Source organism: Streptomyces sp. NPDC018029, assembly GCF_044327655.1.
In the GTDB taxonomy this organism is placed as follows: domain Bacteria; phylum Actinomycetota; class Actinomycetes; order Streptomycetales; family Streptomycetaceae; genus Streptomyces.
The window spans coordinates 391344-406712 of record NZ_JBIRFV010000003.1; the positions used below are offsets into that span (position 1 = coordinate 391344).

15 protein-coding genes and 1 pseudogene are annotated in these 15369 nt (G+C 68.9%); 7 read left to right on the forward strand and 9 right to left on the reverse strand.

Annotated features, from left to right (window positions below; translation table 11 throughout):
* Nucleotides 1–71: 71 nt before the first annotated feature.
* Nucleotides 72–1124: an NAD(P)-dependent alcohol dehydrogenase gene (locus ACH4D5_RS10430; protein ID WP_398300599.1), complete on the reverse strand. Its 1053-nt coding sequence runs from the start codon at nucleotides 1122–1124 to the stop codon at nucleotides 72–74.
* A gap of 129 nt (nucleotides 1125–1253) precedes the next feature.
* Between ACH4D5_RS10430 and ACH4D5_RS10435 the strand changes: the two genes are divergently transcribed.
* Together ACH4D5_RS10435 and ACH4D5_RS10440 are read left to right on the forward strand one after the other, a co-directional pair.
* Nucleotides 1254–2159 carry a helix-turn-helix transcriptional regulator gene (locus tag ACH4D5_RS10435; protein ID WP_398300601.1) on the forward strand — a complete coding sequence of 302 codons (906 nt, stop codon included), beginning with the start codon at nucleotides 1254–1256 and terminating at the stop codon, nucleotides 2157–2159.
* Between the two features lie 100 nt (nucleotides 2160–2259).
* On the forward strand, nucleotides 2260–2655 hold the full coding sequence (locus ACH4D5_RS10440) for a helix-turn-helix domain-containing protein (RefSeq protein ID WP_398300603.1): 396 nt from the start codon (nucleotides 2260–2262) through the stop codon (nucleotides 2653–2655).
* 25 nt (nucleotides 2656–2680) lie between these two features.
* Here ACH4D5_RS10440 and ACH4D5_RS10445 read toward each other — a convergent pair.
* Together ACH4D5_RS10445 and ACH4D5_RS10450 are read right to left on the reverse strand one after the other, a co-directional pair.
* A pseudogene (locus ACH4D5_RS10445) lies at nucleotides 2681–3295 on the reverse strand (ClpP family protease); the annotation flags it as partial.
* Nucleotides 3296–3308: 13 nt separating this feature from the next.
* Nucleotides 3309–3965, reverse strand: a complete 657-nt coding sequence (locus ACH4D5_RS10450; RefSeq protein ID WP_398300605.1) for a ClpP family protease — start codon at nucleotides 3963–3965, stop codon at nucleotides 3309–3311.
* A 1336-nt stretch (nucleotides 3966–5301) separates the two neighbouring features.
* Between ACH4D5_RS10450 and ACH4D5_RS10455 the strand changes: the two genes are divergently transcribed.
* The 3 genes from ACH4D5_RS10455 to ACH4D5_RS10465 all read left to right on the forward strand — a co-directional run bounded on the left by ACH4D5_RS10455 (nucleotide 5302) and on the right by ACH4D5_RS10465 (nucleotide 8899).
* Nucleotides 5302–6051, forward strand: coding sequence for an ATP-binding cassette domain-containing protein (locus ACH4D5_RS10455; RefSeq protein WP_398300607.1), 750 nt, complete (start codon nucleotides 5302–5304; stop codon nucleotides 6049–6051).
* A gap of 53 nt (nucleotides 6052–6104) precedes the next feature.
* A complete protein-coding gene (locus ACH4D5_RS10460) occupies nucleotides 6105–7334 on the forward strand; it encodes a hypothetical protein (RefSeq protein ID WP_398300609.1) in 1230 nt (409 codons plus the stop codon).
* 1088 nt (nucleotides 7335–8422) lie between these two features.
* Nucleotides 8423–8899, forward strand: a complete 477-nt coding sequence (locus ACH4D5_RS10465; protein WP_398300610.1) for a hypothetical protein — start codon at nucleotides 8423–8425, stop codon at nucleotides 8897–8899.
* Between the two features lie 5 nt (nucleotides 8900–8904).
* Here ACH4D5_RS10465 and ACH4D5_RS10470 read toward each other — a convergent pair whose 3' ends face one another.
* The 3 genes from ACH4D5_RS10470 to ACH4D5_RS10480 form a co-directional block, all read right to left on the reverse strand.
* On the reverse strand, nucleotides 8905–9309 hold the full coding sequence (locus tag ACH4D5_RS10470) for a hypothetical protein (protein WP_398300612.1): 405 nt from the start codon (nucleotides 9307–9309) through the stop codon (nucleotides 8905–8907).
* A gap of 53 nt (nucleotides 9310–9362) precedes the next feature.
* Complete coding sequence (msrA, locus tag ACH4D5_RS10475) at nucleotides 9363–10067, reverse strand: peptide-methionine (S)-S-oxide reductase MsrA (RefSeq protein WP_398300613.1); 705 nt, start codon at nucleotides 10065–10067, stop codon at nucleotides 9363–9365.
* A gap of 102 nt (nucleotides 10068–10169) precedes the next feature.
* Complete coding sequence (locus ACH4D5_RS10480) at nucleotides 10170–11288, reverse strand: hypothetical protein (protein ID WP_398300615.1); 1119 nt, start codon at nucleotides 11286–11288, stop codon at nucleotides 10170–10172.
* 101 nt (nucleotides 11289–11389) lie between these two features.
* Here ACH4D5_RS10480 and ACH4D5_RS10485 point away from each other — a divergent pair, with 101 nt between their 5' ends.
* On the forward strand, nucleotides 11390–12547 hold the full coding sequence (locus ACH4D5_RS10485; protein WP_398300617.1) for a cystathionine gamma-synthase: 1158 nt from the start codon (nucleotides 11390–11392) through the stop codon (nucleotides 12545–12547).
* Nucleotides 12548–12558: 11 nt separating this feature from the next.
* Here ACH4D5_RS10485 and ACH4D5_RS10490 read toward each other — a convergent pair whose 3' ends face one another.
* The 3 genes from ACH4D5_RS10490 to ACH4D5_RS10500 all read right to left on the reverse strand — a co-directional run bounded on the left by ACH4D5_RS10490 (nucleotide 12559) and on the right by ACH4D5_RS10500 (nucleotide 13881).
* Nucleotides 12559–12813, reverse strand: a complete 255-nt coding sequence (locus ACH4D5_RS10490; protein WP_398300619.1) for a hypothetical protein — start codon at nucleotides 12811–12813, stop codon at nucleotides 12559–12561.
* Complete coding sequence (locus tag ACH4D5_RS10495) at nucleotides 12810–13292, reverse strand: sigma factor-like helix-turn-helix DNA-binding protein (protein ID WP_398300621.1); 483 nt, start codon at nucleotides 13290–13292, stop codon at nucleotides 12810–12812. Before ACH4D5_RS10495 ends, ACH4D5_RS10490 begins: the two co-directional genes overlap by 4 nt.
* Nucleotides 13293–13362: 70 nt before the next feature.
* On the reverse strand, nucleotides 13363–13881 hold the full coding sequence (locus ACH4D5_RS10500; RefSeq protein WP_398300623.1) for a MarR family winged helix-turn-helix transcriptional regulator: 519 nt from the start codon (nucleotides 13879–13881) through the stop codon (nucleotides 13363–13365).
* A 157-nt stretch (nucleotides 13882–14038) separates the two neighbouring features.
* On the opposite strand from ACH4D5_RS10500, the gene ilvA reads away from it, so the two are divergent.
* A complete protein-coding gene (ilvA, locus tag ACH4D5_RS10505; RefSeq protein WP_398300625.1) occupies nucleotides 14039–15268 on the forward strand; it encodes a threonine ammonia-lyase in 1230 nt (409 codons plus the stop codon).
* Nucleotides 15269–15369 lie beyond the last annotated feature (101 nt).

A 15369-nucleotide genomic window follows, 5' to 3' on the forward strand; every position in this document is an offset into this window, starting at 1 on the left:
GCGGGCCCGGCGCCACATCGGTCGCCGGGCCCACCGGGGGTGCGCTCCTGGAACTAGGCCGCGCGGACGAGTCAGATCGTCGCGGTGTCGATCACGAAGCGGTAGCGGACGTCGCTGGCGAGGACCCGCTCGTACGCCTCGTTGATCTGGTCGGCGCGGATCAGCTCGATCTCGGAGCCGAGCCCGTGCTCCGCGCAGAAGTCCAGCATCTCCTGCGTCTCCTGGATGCCGCCGATCATGGAGCCCGCGAGGGTCTTGCCGCCGCCGATCACCGAGAACAGGTTGAGGGAGACCGGCTCCTCCGGGGCGCCGACGTTCACGAAGGCACCCTCCGAGCGCAGCAGGCCGAGGTACCTGTCCAGCGGCAGCGGCGCGGAGACCGTCGAGAGGATCAGGTCGAAGGAGCCCGCCAGCTGCTCGAAGGTGGCGTCGTCACTGGTCGCGTAGTAGTGGTCGGCGCCCAGCCGCAGGCCGTCGTCCTTCTTGCGCAGCGACTGCGAGAGGACGGTCACCTCCGCGCCCATGGCGTGCGCGATCTTGACGGCCATGTGGCCGAGGCCGCCGAGGCCCACGACGGCGATCTTCTTGCCGGGGCCCGCCTGCCAGCGGTGCAGCGGGGAGTACGTGGTGATGCCGGCGCACAGCAGCGGTGCGGCCACGTCGAGGGAGAGCCCGTCGGGGATGCGGACGGTGAACGCCTCGTCGACGACGATGTGCGTGGAGTAGCCGCCGTAGGTCGGCTCGCCGTCCTTGCCGAGCCCGTTGTACGTCGGGACGTTGCCCTGCACGCAGTACTGCTCCAGGCCGGCCTTGCAGTTCTCGCACTCGCGGCAGGAGTCGACCATGCAGCCGACGCCGACGCGGTCACCCACGGAGAACTTGGTGACACCGGGGCCGACCTCGGTGACGACGCCGGCGATCTCGTGGCCGGGCACCATCGGGTAGATGCCCTCGCCCCAGCCGTCGCGGGCCTGGTGGATGTCCGAGTGGCAGATCCCGGCGTACTTGATGTCGATCAGGACGTCGGTCTCGCCGACGGCGCGGCGCGGCACGGTGGTCCGCTCCAGGGGCGCCTCGGGGGCGGGAGCGGCGTAGGCGGAAACGGTGGTGATCTGCTCAGTCATGTCTTCGACACTGTCACTGACCTGGGACGTCACCCAGACACCCGTTCTGCCTACGACCACTGTGCCTACCACTGGCGGGGTCAGGCTCAGGGGCGTACGACCCGGCACCCGAGCCTGGATACTGGAAACATGGACGACGAGATCCCCGAGGCGCGGCCGCTGGACAGCAGGGCCGAGCTGAGCGAGTTCCTGCGCACCCGCAGGGCGCGGCTGCAGCCCGAGGACGTCGGTCTGCCGAACTTCGGACGGCACCGCAGGGTGCCCGGCCTGCGCCGCGAGGAGCTCGCGCAGCTCGCCGGGGTCTCCGTCGCGTACTACACCCGCCTCGAGCAGGGCAACGGCCGCAACGTCTCCGGCGAGGTCCTCGACGCGATCGGGCGGGCCCTGCGGCTGACCGACGCCGAGCAGGCCCATCTGACGCGCCTCGCGAAGCCCAAGACGCTCAAGAAGAAGAAGGCCGCGCGCCCGCAGCCCATGCGGCCCGCGCTCCAGCAGCTCCTGGACTCCATCCACGACGTGCCCGCGTACGTGGTCGGCCGCCGCTCCGACATCCTCGGCTGGAACGCGCTCGCCGCGGCGCTCTTCGGCGACTGGGGCGAGCTCGCGCCCGCCGAGCGGAACTGGGCGCGCATCTGCTTCCTCGACCCGCGCTCGCGCGAGCTCTTCGTGGACTGGGACAAGAAGGCGTCGGACATCGTCGGCTACCTCCGCATGGACGCGGGCTGCTACCCGAACGACCCGGAGCTGTCCTCACTCGTCGGCGAACTCTCCGTGAAGAGCGAGGAGTTCAGGAGCCTGTGGGCCACGCACGACGTCCGCGAGAAGGGCCACGGCGTCAAGCGCATGCGCCATCCGCTGGTGGGTGACCTGACGCTCTCGTTCGAGACGCTGCGCCTGCCGGACGACTGCGACCAGTCGCTGCTGATGTACCACGCGGAGCCGGACTCGGCGTCGGCGCAGGGGCTGCGGCTGCTCGCCAGCTGGGGACGGGACGCGTCGTCGGTGGGCTCGGCGCGGAGTCCGGGCAGTCAGTGATTTCGCGGGCGGATTCCGAGGGCGGATTCGCCGGCGGATTTCGCGGGCGGCGGAACCCCGCACGCTGCGCCCGTGACCGTATCGCTCCTAGGCTGAGGAAGTGAGCAGCCAAGAGCGCCAGAAGGCGAACGAAGCCCGCGTCATCCACCTGCGTCCGCTCAAGGCGGCGCCGAACCCCGCACCATCGGGGCGGCCGGGGGAGGCCAAGGAGCCCCTCTGGCGTGATGTCGTCGGAGATGTCCTGCGCACCGAGCGCCTCGCACAGGAGCGCACGCTCAAGGACGTGTCCGACGCCGCCCGGATCTCCATGCCCTACCTCTCCGAGGTGGAGCGCGGCCGCAAGGAGGCCTCGTCCGAGGTCCTCGCGGCCGCCGCCCACGCACTCGGCCTCGGCCTGTCCGACGTGCTCTCCCTGGCCCAGTCCCGCCTGGCCGGCCTTCCCCGCGCGAGGCCGGCCAGGGCGTCGTACCAGGGCGAAGTGCGCCTGGCGGCCTGACGACCGGGACCCCGCCGGCCGCCGCTCAGGCGGCGGCCGGCAGGACCCGCCTGCTGAGCACCTGGTCGGCGAGGCCGTAGGCGACCGCGTCCTGGGCGGTGAAGACCTTGTCGCGGTCCATGTCGGCGCGGAGCGTGGCGACGTCGTGGTGCGTGTGGTGGGCGAGGACCTCCTCGACCTGCGAGCGGATCCGGAGCATCTCCTGCGCCTCCAGGGCGAGGTCGGACACCGTGCCCTGCCGGCCGCGGCTCGCGGGCTGACCGAGCAGCACGCGCGCGTGGTCGAGCACGAACCGCCGCCCCGGGTCGCCGCCCGCGAGCAGCACGGCGGCCGTCGACGCGGCCTGGCCGACGCAGAACGTCGAGATCGGCGCGGAGATGAAGCTCATGGTGTCGTAGATGGCCATGAGCGAAGTGAAGGAGCCCCCGGGCGAGTTGATGTAGATGGCGACCTCGCGCTCCGGCGCGGAGGACTCCAGGTGCAGCAGCTGCGCGATGACGACGTTGGCGACCCCGTCGTCGATCTCCGTCCCGAGGAAGATGATCCGCTCGGAGAGCAGCCGGCTGTAGACGTCGTACGCCCGCTCGCCGCCCTGCGGAGTGCGCTCGACGACGGTCGGAATCGTGTACTGGCTCATTGCTTCCTCCCCCTCCTCAGATTCCGAGCCCGATACGGCGCTTCGACCCGGCGGGCCGCACGTCCTCCAGCGACTCGACCACGTGGTCGACCATCCCGTACTCCTTGGCCTGCTCGGCGGTGAACCAGCGGTCCCGGTCGCCGTCCCGCGAGATCGTCTCCTCGCTCTGCCCGGTGTGCTCGGCGGTGAGCCGCTCGATGGTCCGCTTCGTGAACTCCAGGTTCTCCGCCTGGATGGCGATGTCGGCGGTGGTGCCGCCGATGCCCGCGGACGGCTGGTGCATCATGATCCGCGCGTTGGGCAGCGCGAACCGCTTCCCCGCGGTGCCGACGCTGAGCAGGAACTGCCCCATGCTGGCGGCGAATCCCATGGCGAGCGTGGCCACGTCGTTCGGGATGAGCCGCATGGTGTCGTAGATGGCGAGCCCGGCGGTGACGGACCCGCCCGGGCTGTTGATGTAGAGGGAGATGTCGGTCTTCGGATCCTCCGCCGACAGCAACAGCATCTGCGCGCACACGCGGTTGGCGGAGACCTCGTCGACCTGCGTCCCGAGGAACACGATCCGCTGATTGAGCAGTTGCGCGGCGAGATGGTCGTCGAACCGCGACGGAGCGGTGTCCCCATCCTCCCCCCGCGGCCGCGCCGAGTCCCAGCCACTGTCCCGTACAGACATCACGCCTCCCAGAAGTCCGGCGGCCCCGAGGCCGCGCCCTGACTTCACTGTTGACCGACGGGGACCCACCTGTCAGAAATCTCGGCCTGTGGCAGATTCGCTGAGGGCAGAGGAAGCCCGACCGTGGCAGCCACCGGCCTGGACGTAGAAAATAAAGGCTGTATAACGAAACCAAGCCTCCTGCGCGCAGGGTGACTGTCGCGCGACGTCGAGCGTCAAAGAGCTCGGTCGGGCCGGATGAGTCGGATATGGAAGCCAACTCACTTTTGCCACCGACCACTTAGTGCCGGACCGGCAGAGCGGAATGCGTACCCTTCGGCGCGGCCCGCCAAGTAACGTGCCGACCGCAACAGTTGTGCGACCGCACCGCCATAGCGGCGACAACTTGCCTTACATGGCGCCCATTTCGCAGGCGAGTGGCAGCGGAGTGCAGAGGTCCGACTTCAACCCCGAGCGGCACATGTCCGGTTATCTGCCCTAGATGGTGCTTTTATGATCATCAAGTCAGTCACTCCGACGCGAGGGGTGACCTGTTCCCGGCTTGCGTGTTCATGCGCCATGGCCAACCACAGGAAGAAGACGAATGAGATTCAGTGCAATCACCGGCAAGGCCGCGCTGGCGGCAGGAGTCGCCCTCTTGGCTGCGACCTCGGTAACGGGCTCCGCGCAGGCCGCAACTGATGCCCCGTTGGCTGCCGCGCGAAGTGGCCTTTCCTGTAAGACCAGCGCAGGTAAGACAGGCGGATGGGGTGAGTGCACTGGTAACGGCAAATGGCGTGCACGCGCTGATTGCGTGAGCGAGCCCGACGACTACTCGGACTGGATGCAGCAGAGTGGCGGCAGGCACCGCTTGTACGTCGGGTGCACCTTCAAGATTCGCGCCGTCTACATCCAGCAGTAGGAAAACGAAAACTCAGTAGGGGAGAGCAAGTTGAACAAGGTAGGAGCCCTCGGAGGGGCAGTAGGCGCCATGCTGGGAGCACTCGCGGTCGTGGCCGTTTCCACGGCCCAGGCCAGCGCCACCGACATTTCTTCGGGTATTGCTGCGCGTAGCTCTGGCTTCAGCTGCAAGAAGAGTGTGGGTAACACGGGCGGCTGGGCTCAGTGCACCGGAAAGGCCACATGGCGCATCGAATCGGATTGTGTGGCTCAGGCCGACCTGCGTAACGGGTGGTACGGCCAGTCTGGCGGGACCGTGCGCCGGGGTGCCCCGGAGTGCAGGTTCAGCATTCGTGGAATAACCGTAGAGACGCGATAGCAGCTACCTGACACTGATCCACAAGAGCGCCTTGGGGCGGCATCGAAGAGCCGCCCCGGGGCGGTCGGAGAAACGGCAATGACTGTAATTGAGCTTAGGAACCTGACCCAAGCTTACGGATCGCATATAGCGGTGCATCGCGTGAACCTCAGCCTTTCCACCGGCGCCTTCGGCCTTCTTGGCCCCAACGGAGCGGGAAAAACCTCCCTGCTCCGAACTCTCGCCACGAGATTGGCCCCGCGAGATGGTGAGCTGCTGTTCCGAGGAACTGACCTGCGCAGTCAGAAGGCACTACGCGCGGCACGTCGTGAGATCGGATTCCTTCCGCAGTCCTTCCGTTATCCGGGAGACTTCAGTGTCTATGAGTTCGTCTCCTACTGCGCGTGGCTGCGCGAGATACCTGACCGGCAGATAAAGCAGGCGACTTGCACTGCTCTGGAGCGCACAGGTATGTCGGACCATGCCAAGACGCCCATGAGAAAGCTCTCGGGCGGAATGCTCCGACGCGCCGGAATCGCTCAGGCAATAGCAGGAACGCCGGAACTGATCATTCTGGACGAGCCGACAACCGGGCTGGACCCCAGGCAGCGCACAGATTTCCGCAAGCTCATCCGTTACTTGAGCGATAGTTCGTGTGTTGTCCTGAGCACCCATATAGCGGAGGACGTCTCGCACACCTGTGCACGTGTCGGCGTACTGCATGAAGGAGCGCTGCTGTTCCAGGGGGAATCCGCGGAACTGGAAAGCCTGGCTGTGCCCGACAGCGAGGGGGACACTGAGTTCGAACGGGGATACATCTCCGTGATTGAAGGAAGGCGCGAAGCGTGACAGTCCTCTGGGCAGAGATCAGGCGAGGACTGCTATGGCGATGGTCCCCTCTGGTGGCCGTCACCTATTTCGGCATCCTCTACTTCTTCCTCGACTCATGGCGTGGCCTGTGGCCTGAAACGAGTGCAGCCGTCACGCAGCCGGTCGTCGTGCTTGTCGTCACGGGCACGATGGCGGCCGCCCACCGGGGGTTCAAAGCCTCTGAGGCGGAAAAGTCCGATATCTTCAGTGTGGCTGCTCGGCCGGTCGGGATGACTGACCTTATCCGAATCCTCGCGCTCTGCATTCAGATGGTTGGGCTCTATGCGGTCCTAGCCGCCATACCCTTTCTGCATACGGCGTTGTCAAGCCCTCCCGGTGCCCCCAGGATATCGTTCTGGGTAATCAGTGCTCTGGGTCTGGTATCTGTGGTAGGCCTGAGCTATACCGTTGGACGAGTAGCGGCAAGCCGATTTACACCCTTGATAATCGGTGTTCTCTCGTACTGTCTTATAGCAGTCATGCCGCAGTACTCGTCACTGGCCCTTTGGGTGCCTGCGCTGACGATTGTGGATCAAAGCGTGACTGCCTCGGCTTTGGCGGTGAAGGTCCTGCTGGCTGTCGCCGGAGTTCTTTCGGCGTGCACCAGCGCAGCCGCCCGTAATGGTCTCCGTGCTTTGCGTGGACGTACCGCAGGCAGTGAGCCCGTTTCAACAGCATCGCGACTCTCCGTATGCTCCTTCTTCGCTTCGATGGCTTGTTTCGTTCTCGGCGTCCCCATGGCGGCTGGAACAGACCTGCTGCAAGCACGTACGCCGGAAGCAGCAAACGTGGTGTGCGACAGCTCCAGTGGATCACACATCTGTTTCTGGAAGGATCATGCGTCATTCATTCCGCGGATAGCCGGCATGGCGCAGAGAATCCACAAGGTGACGGAAGGGCTCACGTCACAGAAAGCGGTTTACGTCGAAAAGGGCATCAATTCCCAGGATCAGGGCATCGAGGTCGGGTATGGCGGGTCTGCCATCTGGACCGGCCTGATAGACAGTTCCCTCCCTCGCTTTCGAGACTGCCCCGCGGAGTCGGAAACCCAACTCGAAAAGCGCCTTGCCGCCTCTACGCTTACGGCTGCATGGGTGGAAGCAAAAGTGCGAGGCGAGTCGGTGCTGCAAGGAGAGTATACGTACACGGGTTTTGACCCGACTCGTAGAGTGAGGAAGGTCCTGAGGATGAGCGAAGCAGACCAAAAGGCCCAGGTGGCGCGTTGGCTTGAGGTGACTTCCGCGAAGTGCGGCGAGAAATGATCTCTGGTCTCATCGAGGGGCGCAACGTCCGGGTCGGACGGTTTTTGGGCCTCCGCCTCAGAGCCAAGAGCGTGGGCGGGGCGATTGCCGTACTGGCGATTTCCTCATTGGGGATTGCAGTATGGGGGGCTACGGCCTTGTGCGTTCCTTCGTTCACCAAGGATTCTGGGCAGGCCACGACACTGGCGGAGTTTTTCCCGATCGTGACGGGCTCACTCGTTGCCTTCTCGTGCCGGTCCAGTATGGGTGACTTTGAGGATGTAGCGCCTCGTAGAAGAGTAAGAGTGCAGGGGGATTATCTTGCTCTCGCCTTTCTGGTAACGGCCTGCGTGCAGACGGTTGTGCTCATCTTGGGGGGTCAGGATATGGCAGCCACAGGATTCAGGAACTATCTTGGTTATTGCGGTGCTGCGCTTGCTTCGGTGACCTTCCTCGGGTCCGACAAGAGTTGGATACTTCCGCTGGGGCTGGCATTCCCGGCATTCTTTGTGGCCAGCTCGAGCGGAACTCTCCCAGGGGCCCTTTGGTCATGGCCTACGCTTCCGGTCGAGAATCGGACGTCGTGGGCCGTAGCTCTGCTCTGGGCCGTGCTCGGCGCTGCTTCCTTTCTATGCCGCACCAGTCTCCGCATGGCAAGAATGAATGTGCGATGATGGGGTGCGCAGGGCTTATGAAGGAGGAAGATTGAGTAAAAAGCTTTCACGCGGATGGCGCCTGGCGCTGGCTACCTTTGGCGTCACCTCGATCGTCGTTCTGGCTTTCGGCCCTAGTCCGCTCCCGTGGGAGAAGGACTCGAGCGGCACAGTCCAATGTGGCAGTCAGTCCTCGTGCAGCGACAGGTAGAGCGCCTCAACTCGATCTCGATTTTTCGTTACGGCTCATCAGTTCAACTGGTGGGTCGTTTCGGTTTGTTGGGGTGACCGCGGGCCGGGTTGGGGCCCGGGGGCGTCGAGGACGGCGCCCGTGCCGGGACGGGTCGAAGACGACGCGGACCGTCTCCGCATGACCGGCCAGGCCGGAGCACACCTCTTCGGGGGTTTACGGGGTGCCCGCACGGAGGGGCCGGGGGCCGTTAGGGTCGTGTCCTCGTGGAGTGGATATCGCCGGTAAGTACGTTGCTGGGCGCGGTGATCGGCGTCGGCGCGACGCTGCTCGCCGACCGGGCCCGGTGGCGGCGCGAGAGCGCGGACCGGGAGACGGCGACGCGGAGGCAGCTGTACGCGGAGTACACGGCGGCGCTCTCGCGCGTCCGCACGGCCCTGCACGAGTGCGCGCAGGGGGCCGTCGGCGCTACCCCGGGCAGCGAGGAGTACGCGCGTGAGGTCCGGGAGCGGTTTCTGGCGCCGGGTGCCTACGAGATCCGGCACCAGCTGGCGATCATCGCCCCGCGCGATGTCGTGGCTGCCGCCAGGTCGGCCTTCGTCGCGCTGCGGACGACGCGGGACCGCGTCCTCGACGGTGTGACGGCCGACAGCGAGAGCTACGCCGAGCTGGAGGCCGGGAACGACGCGGCGATCGCCGAGTTGCGGCGCGTGATGCGGCGGGACCTCGGGGTCGGTGACTGAGGGTCCTACCAGGTGTACACGTACCGGTTGGCGGGGTGGTCGAATGTGGCGGTCACTCCGTGGGGAGGCAGGGTGAACTCCTCTTCGAGCCACTGGATCACCGCCGCCGCGAGGCCCTCCGGCTGGTAGTCCGTTTCCGGGAACCAGACGTGGTGGACGGTGACCGTGGTGTGCAGGGGAGCGTGCCGGGCCGCCACCGCCGGGGCGGCCAGCGCCACGCCGTGGCGCAGCCACACCGCTTCCTCGGGAGCGAGCCGCCGGCCCGTGCGGTCGGCGGGCGGGTGGGTGAGGACGGGGGAGACGTCCAGCCACACATGCGCGCCGACGCGCTCCGCGTGCGCGGGTGGGACCGCTGCCAGCGAGGCGTCCGCCGTGAGGTCCACGGCGATGCCCCAGGCGGTCTTCAGCATGCGGTACTTGACCGTCCGCCCGGGGCGGCCCCGGCGGGGGAGCAAGGGGGCGGTCAGTTCTGGCTCGGCGCCGGGGCGATGCCCGTCGGGCACGCCCGTCCCCAGTTCGTCTCCGACGGCGCGTCCAGGACCGCGCCCGTGCCGCCGATCCCGCAGTACCCGTCGGGGTTCTTGTCCAGGTACTGCTGGTGGTACGGCTCGGCGGGCCAGAACGGGCGGGTGTCGGCCGGGAGGACCGTCGTCGTGATCGTGCCGTAGCCGGCGGTCGTCAGGACCTTCTGGTACGCCTCCAGGGACGCGGTCGCCGCCTCCTCCTGCGCGGGGGAGTGCGTGTAGATCGCGGAGCGGTACTGCGTGCCGACGTCGTTGCCCTGGCGGAAGCCCTGCGTGGGGTTGTGGGACTCCCAGAACAGCTTCAGGAGCGTGGCGTACGAGACCTTGGACGGGTCGAAGACGACGCGCACGGCCTCGGTGTGGCCGGTGAGGCCGGAGCACACCTCTTCGTAGGAGGGGTTTTCCGTGTAGCCGCCCTGGTAGCCGACGTACGTCGTCCAGACGCCCTCGGTCTGCCAGAACTTGCGCTCCGCGCCCCAGAAGCAGCCGAGCGCGAAGTCCGCGATCTCCAGGCCGTCGGGGTAGGGGCCGAGCAGCGGGTTGCCGAGCACCGTGTGGCGGGAGGGGACCTCGAATTCCGGGGTGGCCCGGCCCTTGAGGGCCTGCTCGGCGGTGGGGAGCTCGGGCGTGCGTCCGAAGATCATGCGGGTCTCCTCGTGGGTGACAGGGGTCTGCGGGGTGAACGTACGGAGGGGGCGGGGCATTCCGGTCGGTCGGTGCCCACCCCCTGCCCCCCGGCGCTCTCGTCAGTGCGGCAGCGTCGCCGGGCTGCCGCCGTTCGCCTCGTAGCCCGCGACGGCCAGGGCGCGGTAGACCGCGTAGTCCGACGCGGGGTCCTCGGACAGGGTCCAGGGCAGCGCGCCGATGTGGCCGTCCACGTGCACCAGCTGGTTCATGGCCTCCGCCCAGCGCTCGGAGCGGACCAGGAAGAAGACCAGGAGGTGGCGGACGTGCGCCAGCATCGGGTCGTCCGCGCGCGCGGAGTGCACCGCGAACAGCGCGCCCTCGACGGCCTTGGTGACGACCTCGCTCTCGTAGAACCCGCGGACGAGGTTGACCTCGGGCAGGTGCTCGTACACCGCGAAGAGGGGGAGCGCCGCGAGCAGGGAGCCGCGGGGCGCGCGGGCGGCCGCGGCCTCCGCGAAGTCGTTGGCGAGGTCGCGGGAGCCGTGCCACTTCTCGCACCAGTAGTGCAGCGCCGCCAGATGCGCGCCCATGTGCGCGGGCGCGCGGTCCAGGATCTTCAGCCACAGCTGCTCGAACTCCTCGCGGGGATACGCCAGTCCGCGCGCGATGGAGAGCTCGATGATGTACGGAACGGGGTCGCCGGGGGCGAGCAGCGCCGCCTGCGCGCACGCCTCCTTCGCCTCCTCCAGAATGATCCGGAATTCGTCCGTCCCCTGCACCGCCGTGCGCCACGCCTGCTGGACGAGGAACTCCGCGTGCACCGCGGCACCGCCCGCGTCCTTGGGCGCCTCGGCGCGCCACACCCGCAGCCACTGCCCGCCCGGGGTGTCGCTGACGCCGCCCGGCCGCCGCTGCAGCTCCAGCGAGGCCGCGCCCGCGAAGGCCTGCACGCGCTGCCAGCGCCGCTCGCCGTGCGTCTCCGTGCCGGCGAGGAGCTGTGAGGCGGCCTTCCACTCCTGCGTGCGCTGCACGAGGTCGAGCACTTCGAGGAGGTCGGCGTCCGGTCCCGGCATGCGGATGTCCAGCTCCTCCTGGCGCAGGAAGCCGTAGTTCGCCGGGTCCGCGGCGTCCGGCGAGCCGGGGGCCACCTGCCGGATCCCGCCGCGCCTGCGCAGCAGTACGGGCCCCAGGACCGCACCGATCATGATCACCGCGAACAGGAACCAGAGAATCTCCATGACACAAGCGAACCAGACGGGTCGGACAATTGGCCAACCTGCCGGGACGTACCCGGACCGACCCGGCAGAAGGGCCCCCGCGCGCACTACGCTCAGGCCGCATGAGTGACTCGCACAGCACGCAGAGCTTCGAGACCGTGGCCATCCACGCGGGCAACACCGCCGACCCCCTCACCGGCGCCGTCGTCCCGCCCATCTACCAGGTGTCGACCTACAAGCAGGACGGCGTGGGGGGCCTGCGCGGCGGCTATGAGTACAGCCGCAGCGCCAATCCCACGAGGACCGCCCTGGAGGAGAACCTGGCCGCGCTGGAGGGCGGCAGCCGCGGACTCGCCTTCGCGTCCGGCCTCGCCGCCGAGGACTGCCTTCTCCGTACGCTGCTCGGCCCGGGTGACCACGTCGTCATCCCCAACGACGCGTACGGCGGCACCTTCCGCCTCTTCGACAAGGTCGTCTCACGGTGGGGCGTGGAGTGGTCGGTGGCCGACACCTCCGACCCCGAGGCCGTGCGGGCAGCGCTGACCGACCGTACGAAGGCGATCTGGGTGGAGACCCCCTCCAACCCGCTGCTCGGCATCACCGACATCGCCGCGCTCGCGCAGATCGCCCGTGACGCCGGCGTGCGCCTCGTCGTCGACAACACCTTCGCGAGCCCCTACCTCCAGCAGCCGCTGGCGCTCGGCGCTGACGTCGTCGTGCACTCCATGACGAAGTACATGGGCGGCCACTCGGACGTCGTCGGCGGCGCGCTCGTCGTGAGCGACGCGGCGCTGGGCGAGGAGCTGGCGTACCACCAGAACGCGATGGGTGCCGTCGCGGGCCCCTTCGACGCCTGGCTGGTGCTGCGCGGCATCAAGACCCTCGCGGTGCGCATGGACCGGCACAGCGAGAACGCCACCAAGGTCACCGAGATGCTGACCCGGCACGCGCGCGTGAGCAGCGTCCTCTACCCGGGCCTTCCGGAGCACCCCGGCCACGAGATCGCCGCCAAGCAGATGCGGTCCTTCGGCGGCATGGTGTCGTTCCGTGTCCAGGGCGGCGAGGAGGCGGCCGTCGAGGTCTGCAACCGCGCCAAGCTGTTCACCCTCGGCGAGTCGCTTGGCGGCGTCGAGTCGCTGATCGAGCACCCGGGCCGCATGACGCACGCCTCGGTGGTCGGCTCGGCCCTGGAGGTCCCGGCGGACCTGGTGCGCCTCTCGGTGGGCATCGAGTCGGCGGACGACCTCATCGCCGACCTCCAGCAGGCGCTCGGCCAGTAAGCACCCGCCGGTCAGCCCCAGCGCGTCAGGGGTGGAGTCGTGTCCGACGGCGGCTCCACCCACGGCCGGGCCAGCGACGCCCACACGACGAACGCCACCGCGGCGGCGAACAGCAGGGTCCAGAACAGCCGCCGTGCCGCCCTGCGGCGCCGCAGGGCCCGGCTGCCCCGCCGCACCGCGTCGTCGTGGAGTTCGGGCGGCACGGAGGGCGCCGTGCCCTCCAGGAGGCGCCGGATGGCCTGCTCCTTGCGCTCGTACTGACTCATGAGGGCACCGCCCCGACCGGCGCCCCGGCCGGCGCGGGGCCGCGCGGCGGGTGCAGGACCGTCGCCGTCGCGCGGGCGCAGATCGCCGCGACCCGGTCGGCGGGCAGGCCGAGGAGCGCCGCCGTCTGTTCCTCGGCGACGCCCTCGTACATCCGCAGGACGAGAATCAGCCGCTCCTGGGGGCTGAGCCGGGCCAGGACCCCGCCGTGGCCGCGGTGGCGCCGCCAGGCGGCGCGGCCGAAGCGGAGGGCGACCTGCTGGCGGGTGCGGTCGTACGGATCCTCGCCGCGCAGCCGGTCCCACGACGCGTACGTGTGCGCGAGGGCGGCGGTCAGCAGGGCACGCGCGCGTGGGTTGTCGTCCGGGGGCTCGGCGGTGAGGAGCGTCGCGGCATGCAGGAGCCGCCCTGCCGCGCCCGCGACGAACGCCTCGAACTCCCGGGCACGGCGGGCGTTCCGCAACGCCTGCCGCTCTCGCACCGCGCCTCCCGGCCGGAGGCCACGAGCAAGCGGCCTCCGGTCTCATATGAGGCCAGACGCGGGTCCGGGGTCAAGACTCCGGAGTGGCCGGAACTTCTCCTCCGGGAGCCGGCTGTGACGTCTGCCGTGCCGAGAGGGCGGAATTGAAGCGTGTGAGGAGCGCGCAGAAGCTCTCGCGCTCCTGCGGCTCCCAGTCCTGCGTCAGCTCGGCCATCAGCTCGCGCCGCGAGGAGCGCACCTCGTCGAGCCTGGCCTGGCCGCGCGGGGAGAGCTGGAGCACCACGGCGCGGCCGTCCTCCGGGTGCGAGGTGCGCTTGACGAGCCCGGTGTCGACCAGCGGGGCGACCTGCCGGGTGACGGTCGAGGAGTCGATGCCCATGCTCGCCGCGAGCGCCTTGACGCCCATCGGGCCTTCTTTGTCGAGGCGGTTGAGCAGCAGATAGGCGGCGCGGTCCATGGAGTTGCGGACCTGTCCTACGCCGCCGAGGCGCGTCTGCTCCGCACGGCGGGCGAAGACCGCCACCTGGTGCTGCAGGCTGTCCAGGAGGGCGGGGTCGCTGGCGGTCGTCATGTCCGGAGTTGTGGGCATGGCCGGGGGCTCACTTCATGCGAGGGCAGTGGGTTGGGGGACAGGGTACGCGGCCGCGGCGCGTACCGTACCTGCGCTGCGCAAACCCACGCTCAGAACGGTCTCGTCCCTTGGTCGCCGCAGGAGGACCCGGACGCCGGCTGCAAGACTTGCCGTCATGAGCTACCGCACGCCCCACTCCTTGCCGACGGTCACCCTCGACGACGTGCGCGGCGCGCAGAAGATGCTCTCCGGAGTGGCCCGGATGACGGCCATGGAGGGCAGCAGGCACCTGTCGCAGCTGGTCGGGGCGCCGGTGCACCTCAAGTGCGAGAACCTCCAGCGGACCGGTTCCTTCAAGCTGCGCGGCGCGTACGTGCGGATCGCGGGCCTGCTCCCCGAGGAGCGCGCCGCCGGTGTCGTGGCCGCCAGCGCGGGCAACCACGCGCAGGGCGTGGCGCTGGCCTCCTCGCTCCTCGGCGTGCGCTCCACGGTCTTCATGCCGGCCGGTGCGCCGCTGCCCAAGGTCGCGGCGACGCGGGACTACGGAGCGGAGGTGCGGCTGCACGGCCAGGTGGTCGACGAGACGCTGGCCGCCGCGCAGGAGTACGCCCACGAGACGGGCGCCGTCTTCATCCACCCCTTCGACCACCCGGACATCATCGCTGGGCAGGGCACGGTCGGCCTGGAGGTCCTGGAGCAGTGCCCTGAGGTGCGCACCCTCGTCGTGGGCATCGGGGGCGGCGGCCTCGCGGCGGGCATCGCGGTCGCGGTCAAGGCGCTGCGCCCGGACGTGAAGCTGGTGGGCGTGCAGGCGGCGGGGGCCGCGGCCTATCCGCCCTCGCTTGCCGCGGGGCGCCCGGTGTCGATCGGCGACCCCGCGACGATGGCGGACGGCATCAAGGTCGGCCGCCCCGGCGACGTACCGTTCCAGCTGGTCGAGGAGCTGGTCGACGAGGTCGTCACGGTCTCCGAGGACGAGCTCTCCAGCGCCCTGCTGCTCTGCCTGGAGAGGGCCAAGATGGTGGTGGAGCCGGCCGGTGCGAGCCCGGTCGCGGCCCTGCTGAGCGACCCGAAGGCGTTCGAGGGGCCGGTGGTGGCGCTGCTGTCCGGCGGGAACGTGGACCCGCTCCTGATGCAGCGCATCCTGCGCCAGGGCATGGCCGCGGCGGGCCGCTACCTCTCGCTGCGGCTGCGCCTGACGGACCGCCCCGGCGCGCTCGCCACACTGCTCGGGGTGCTGTCGGAGGCGGACGCCAACGTCCTCGACGTGAGCCACGTGCGCACCGACCCCCGGCTCGGGATCACCGAGGCCGAGGTGGAGGTCCACCTGGAGACGAAGGGCCCCGAGCACTGCACCGAGGTGGGAGCGGCCCTGCGGGGGGCGGGTTACACGGTCATCGGCTGAAGCTCCCCCTCCGGGACCATCTTTCGAAAATGAGGTGAGCCGACGCGATGTATCGCGTTACGGTGTGCTCTGCGTCACCCGTCGTCGGGCGTACGAAGTCC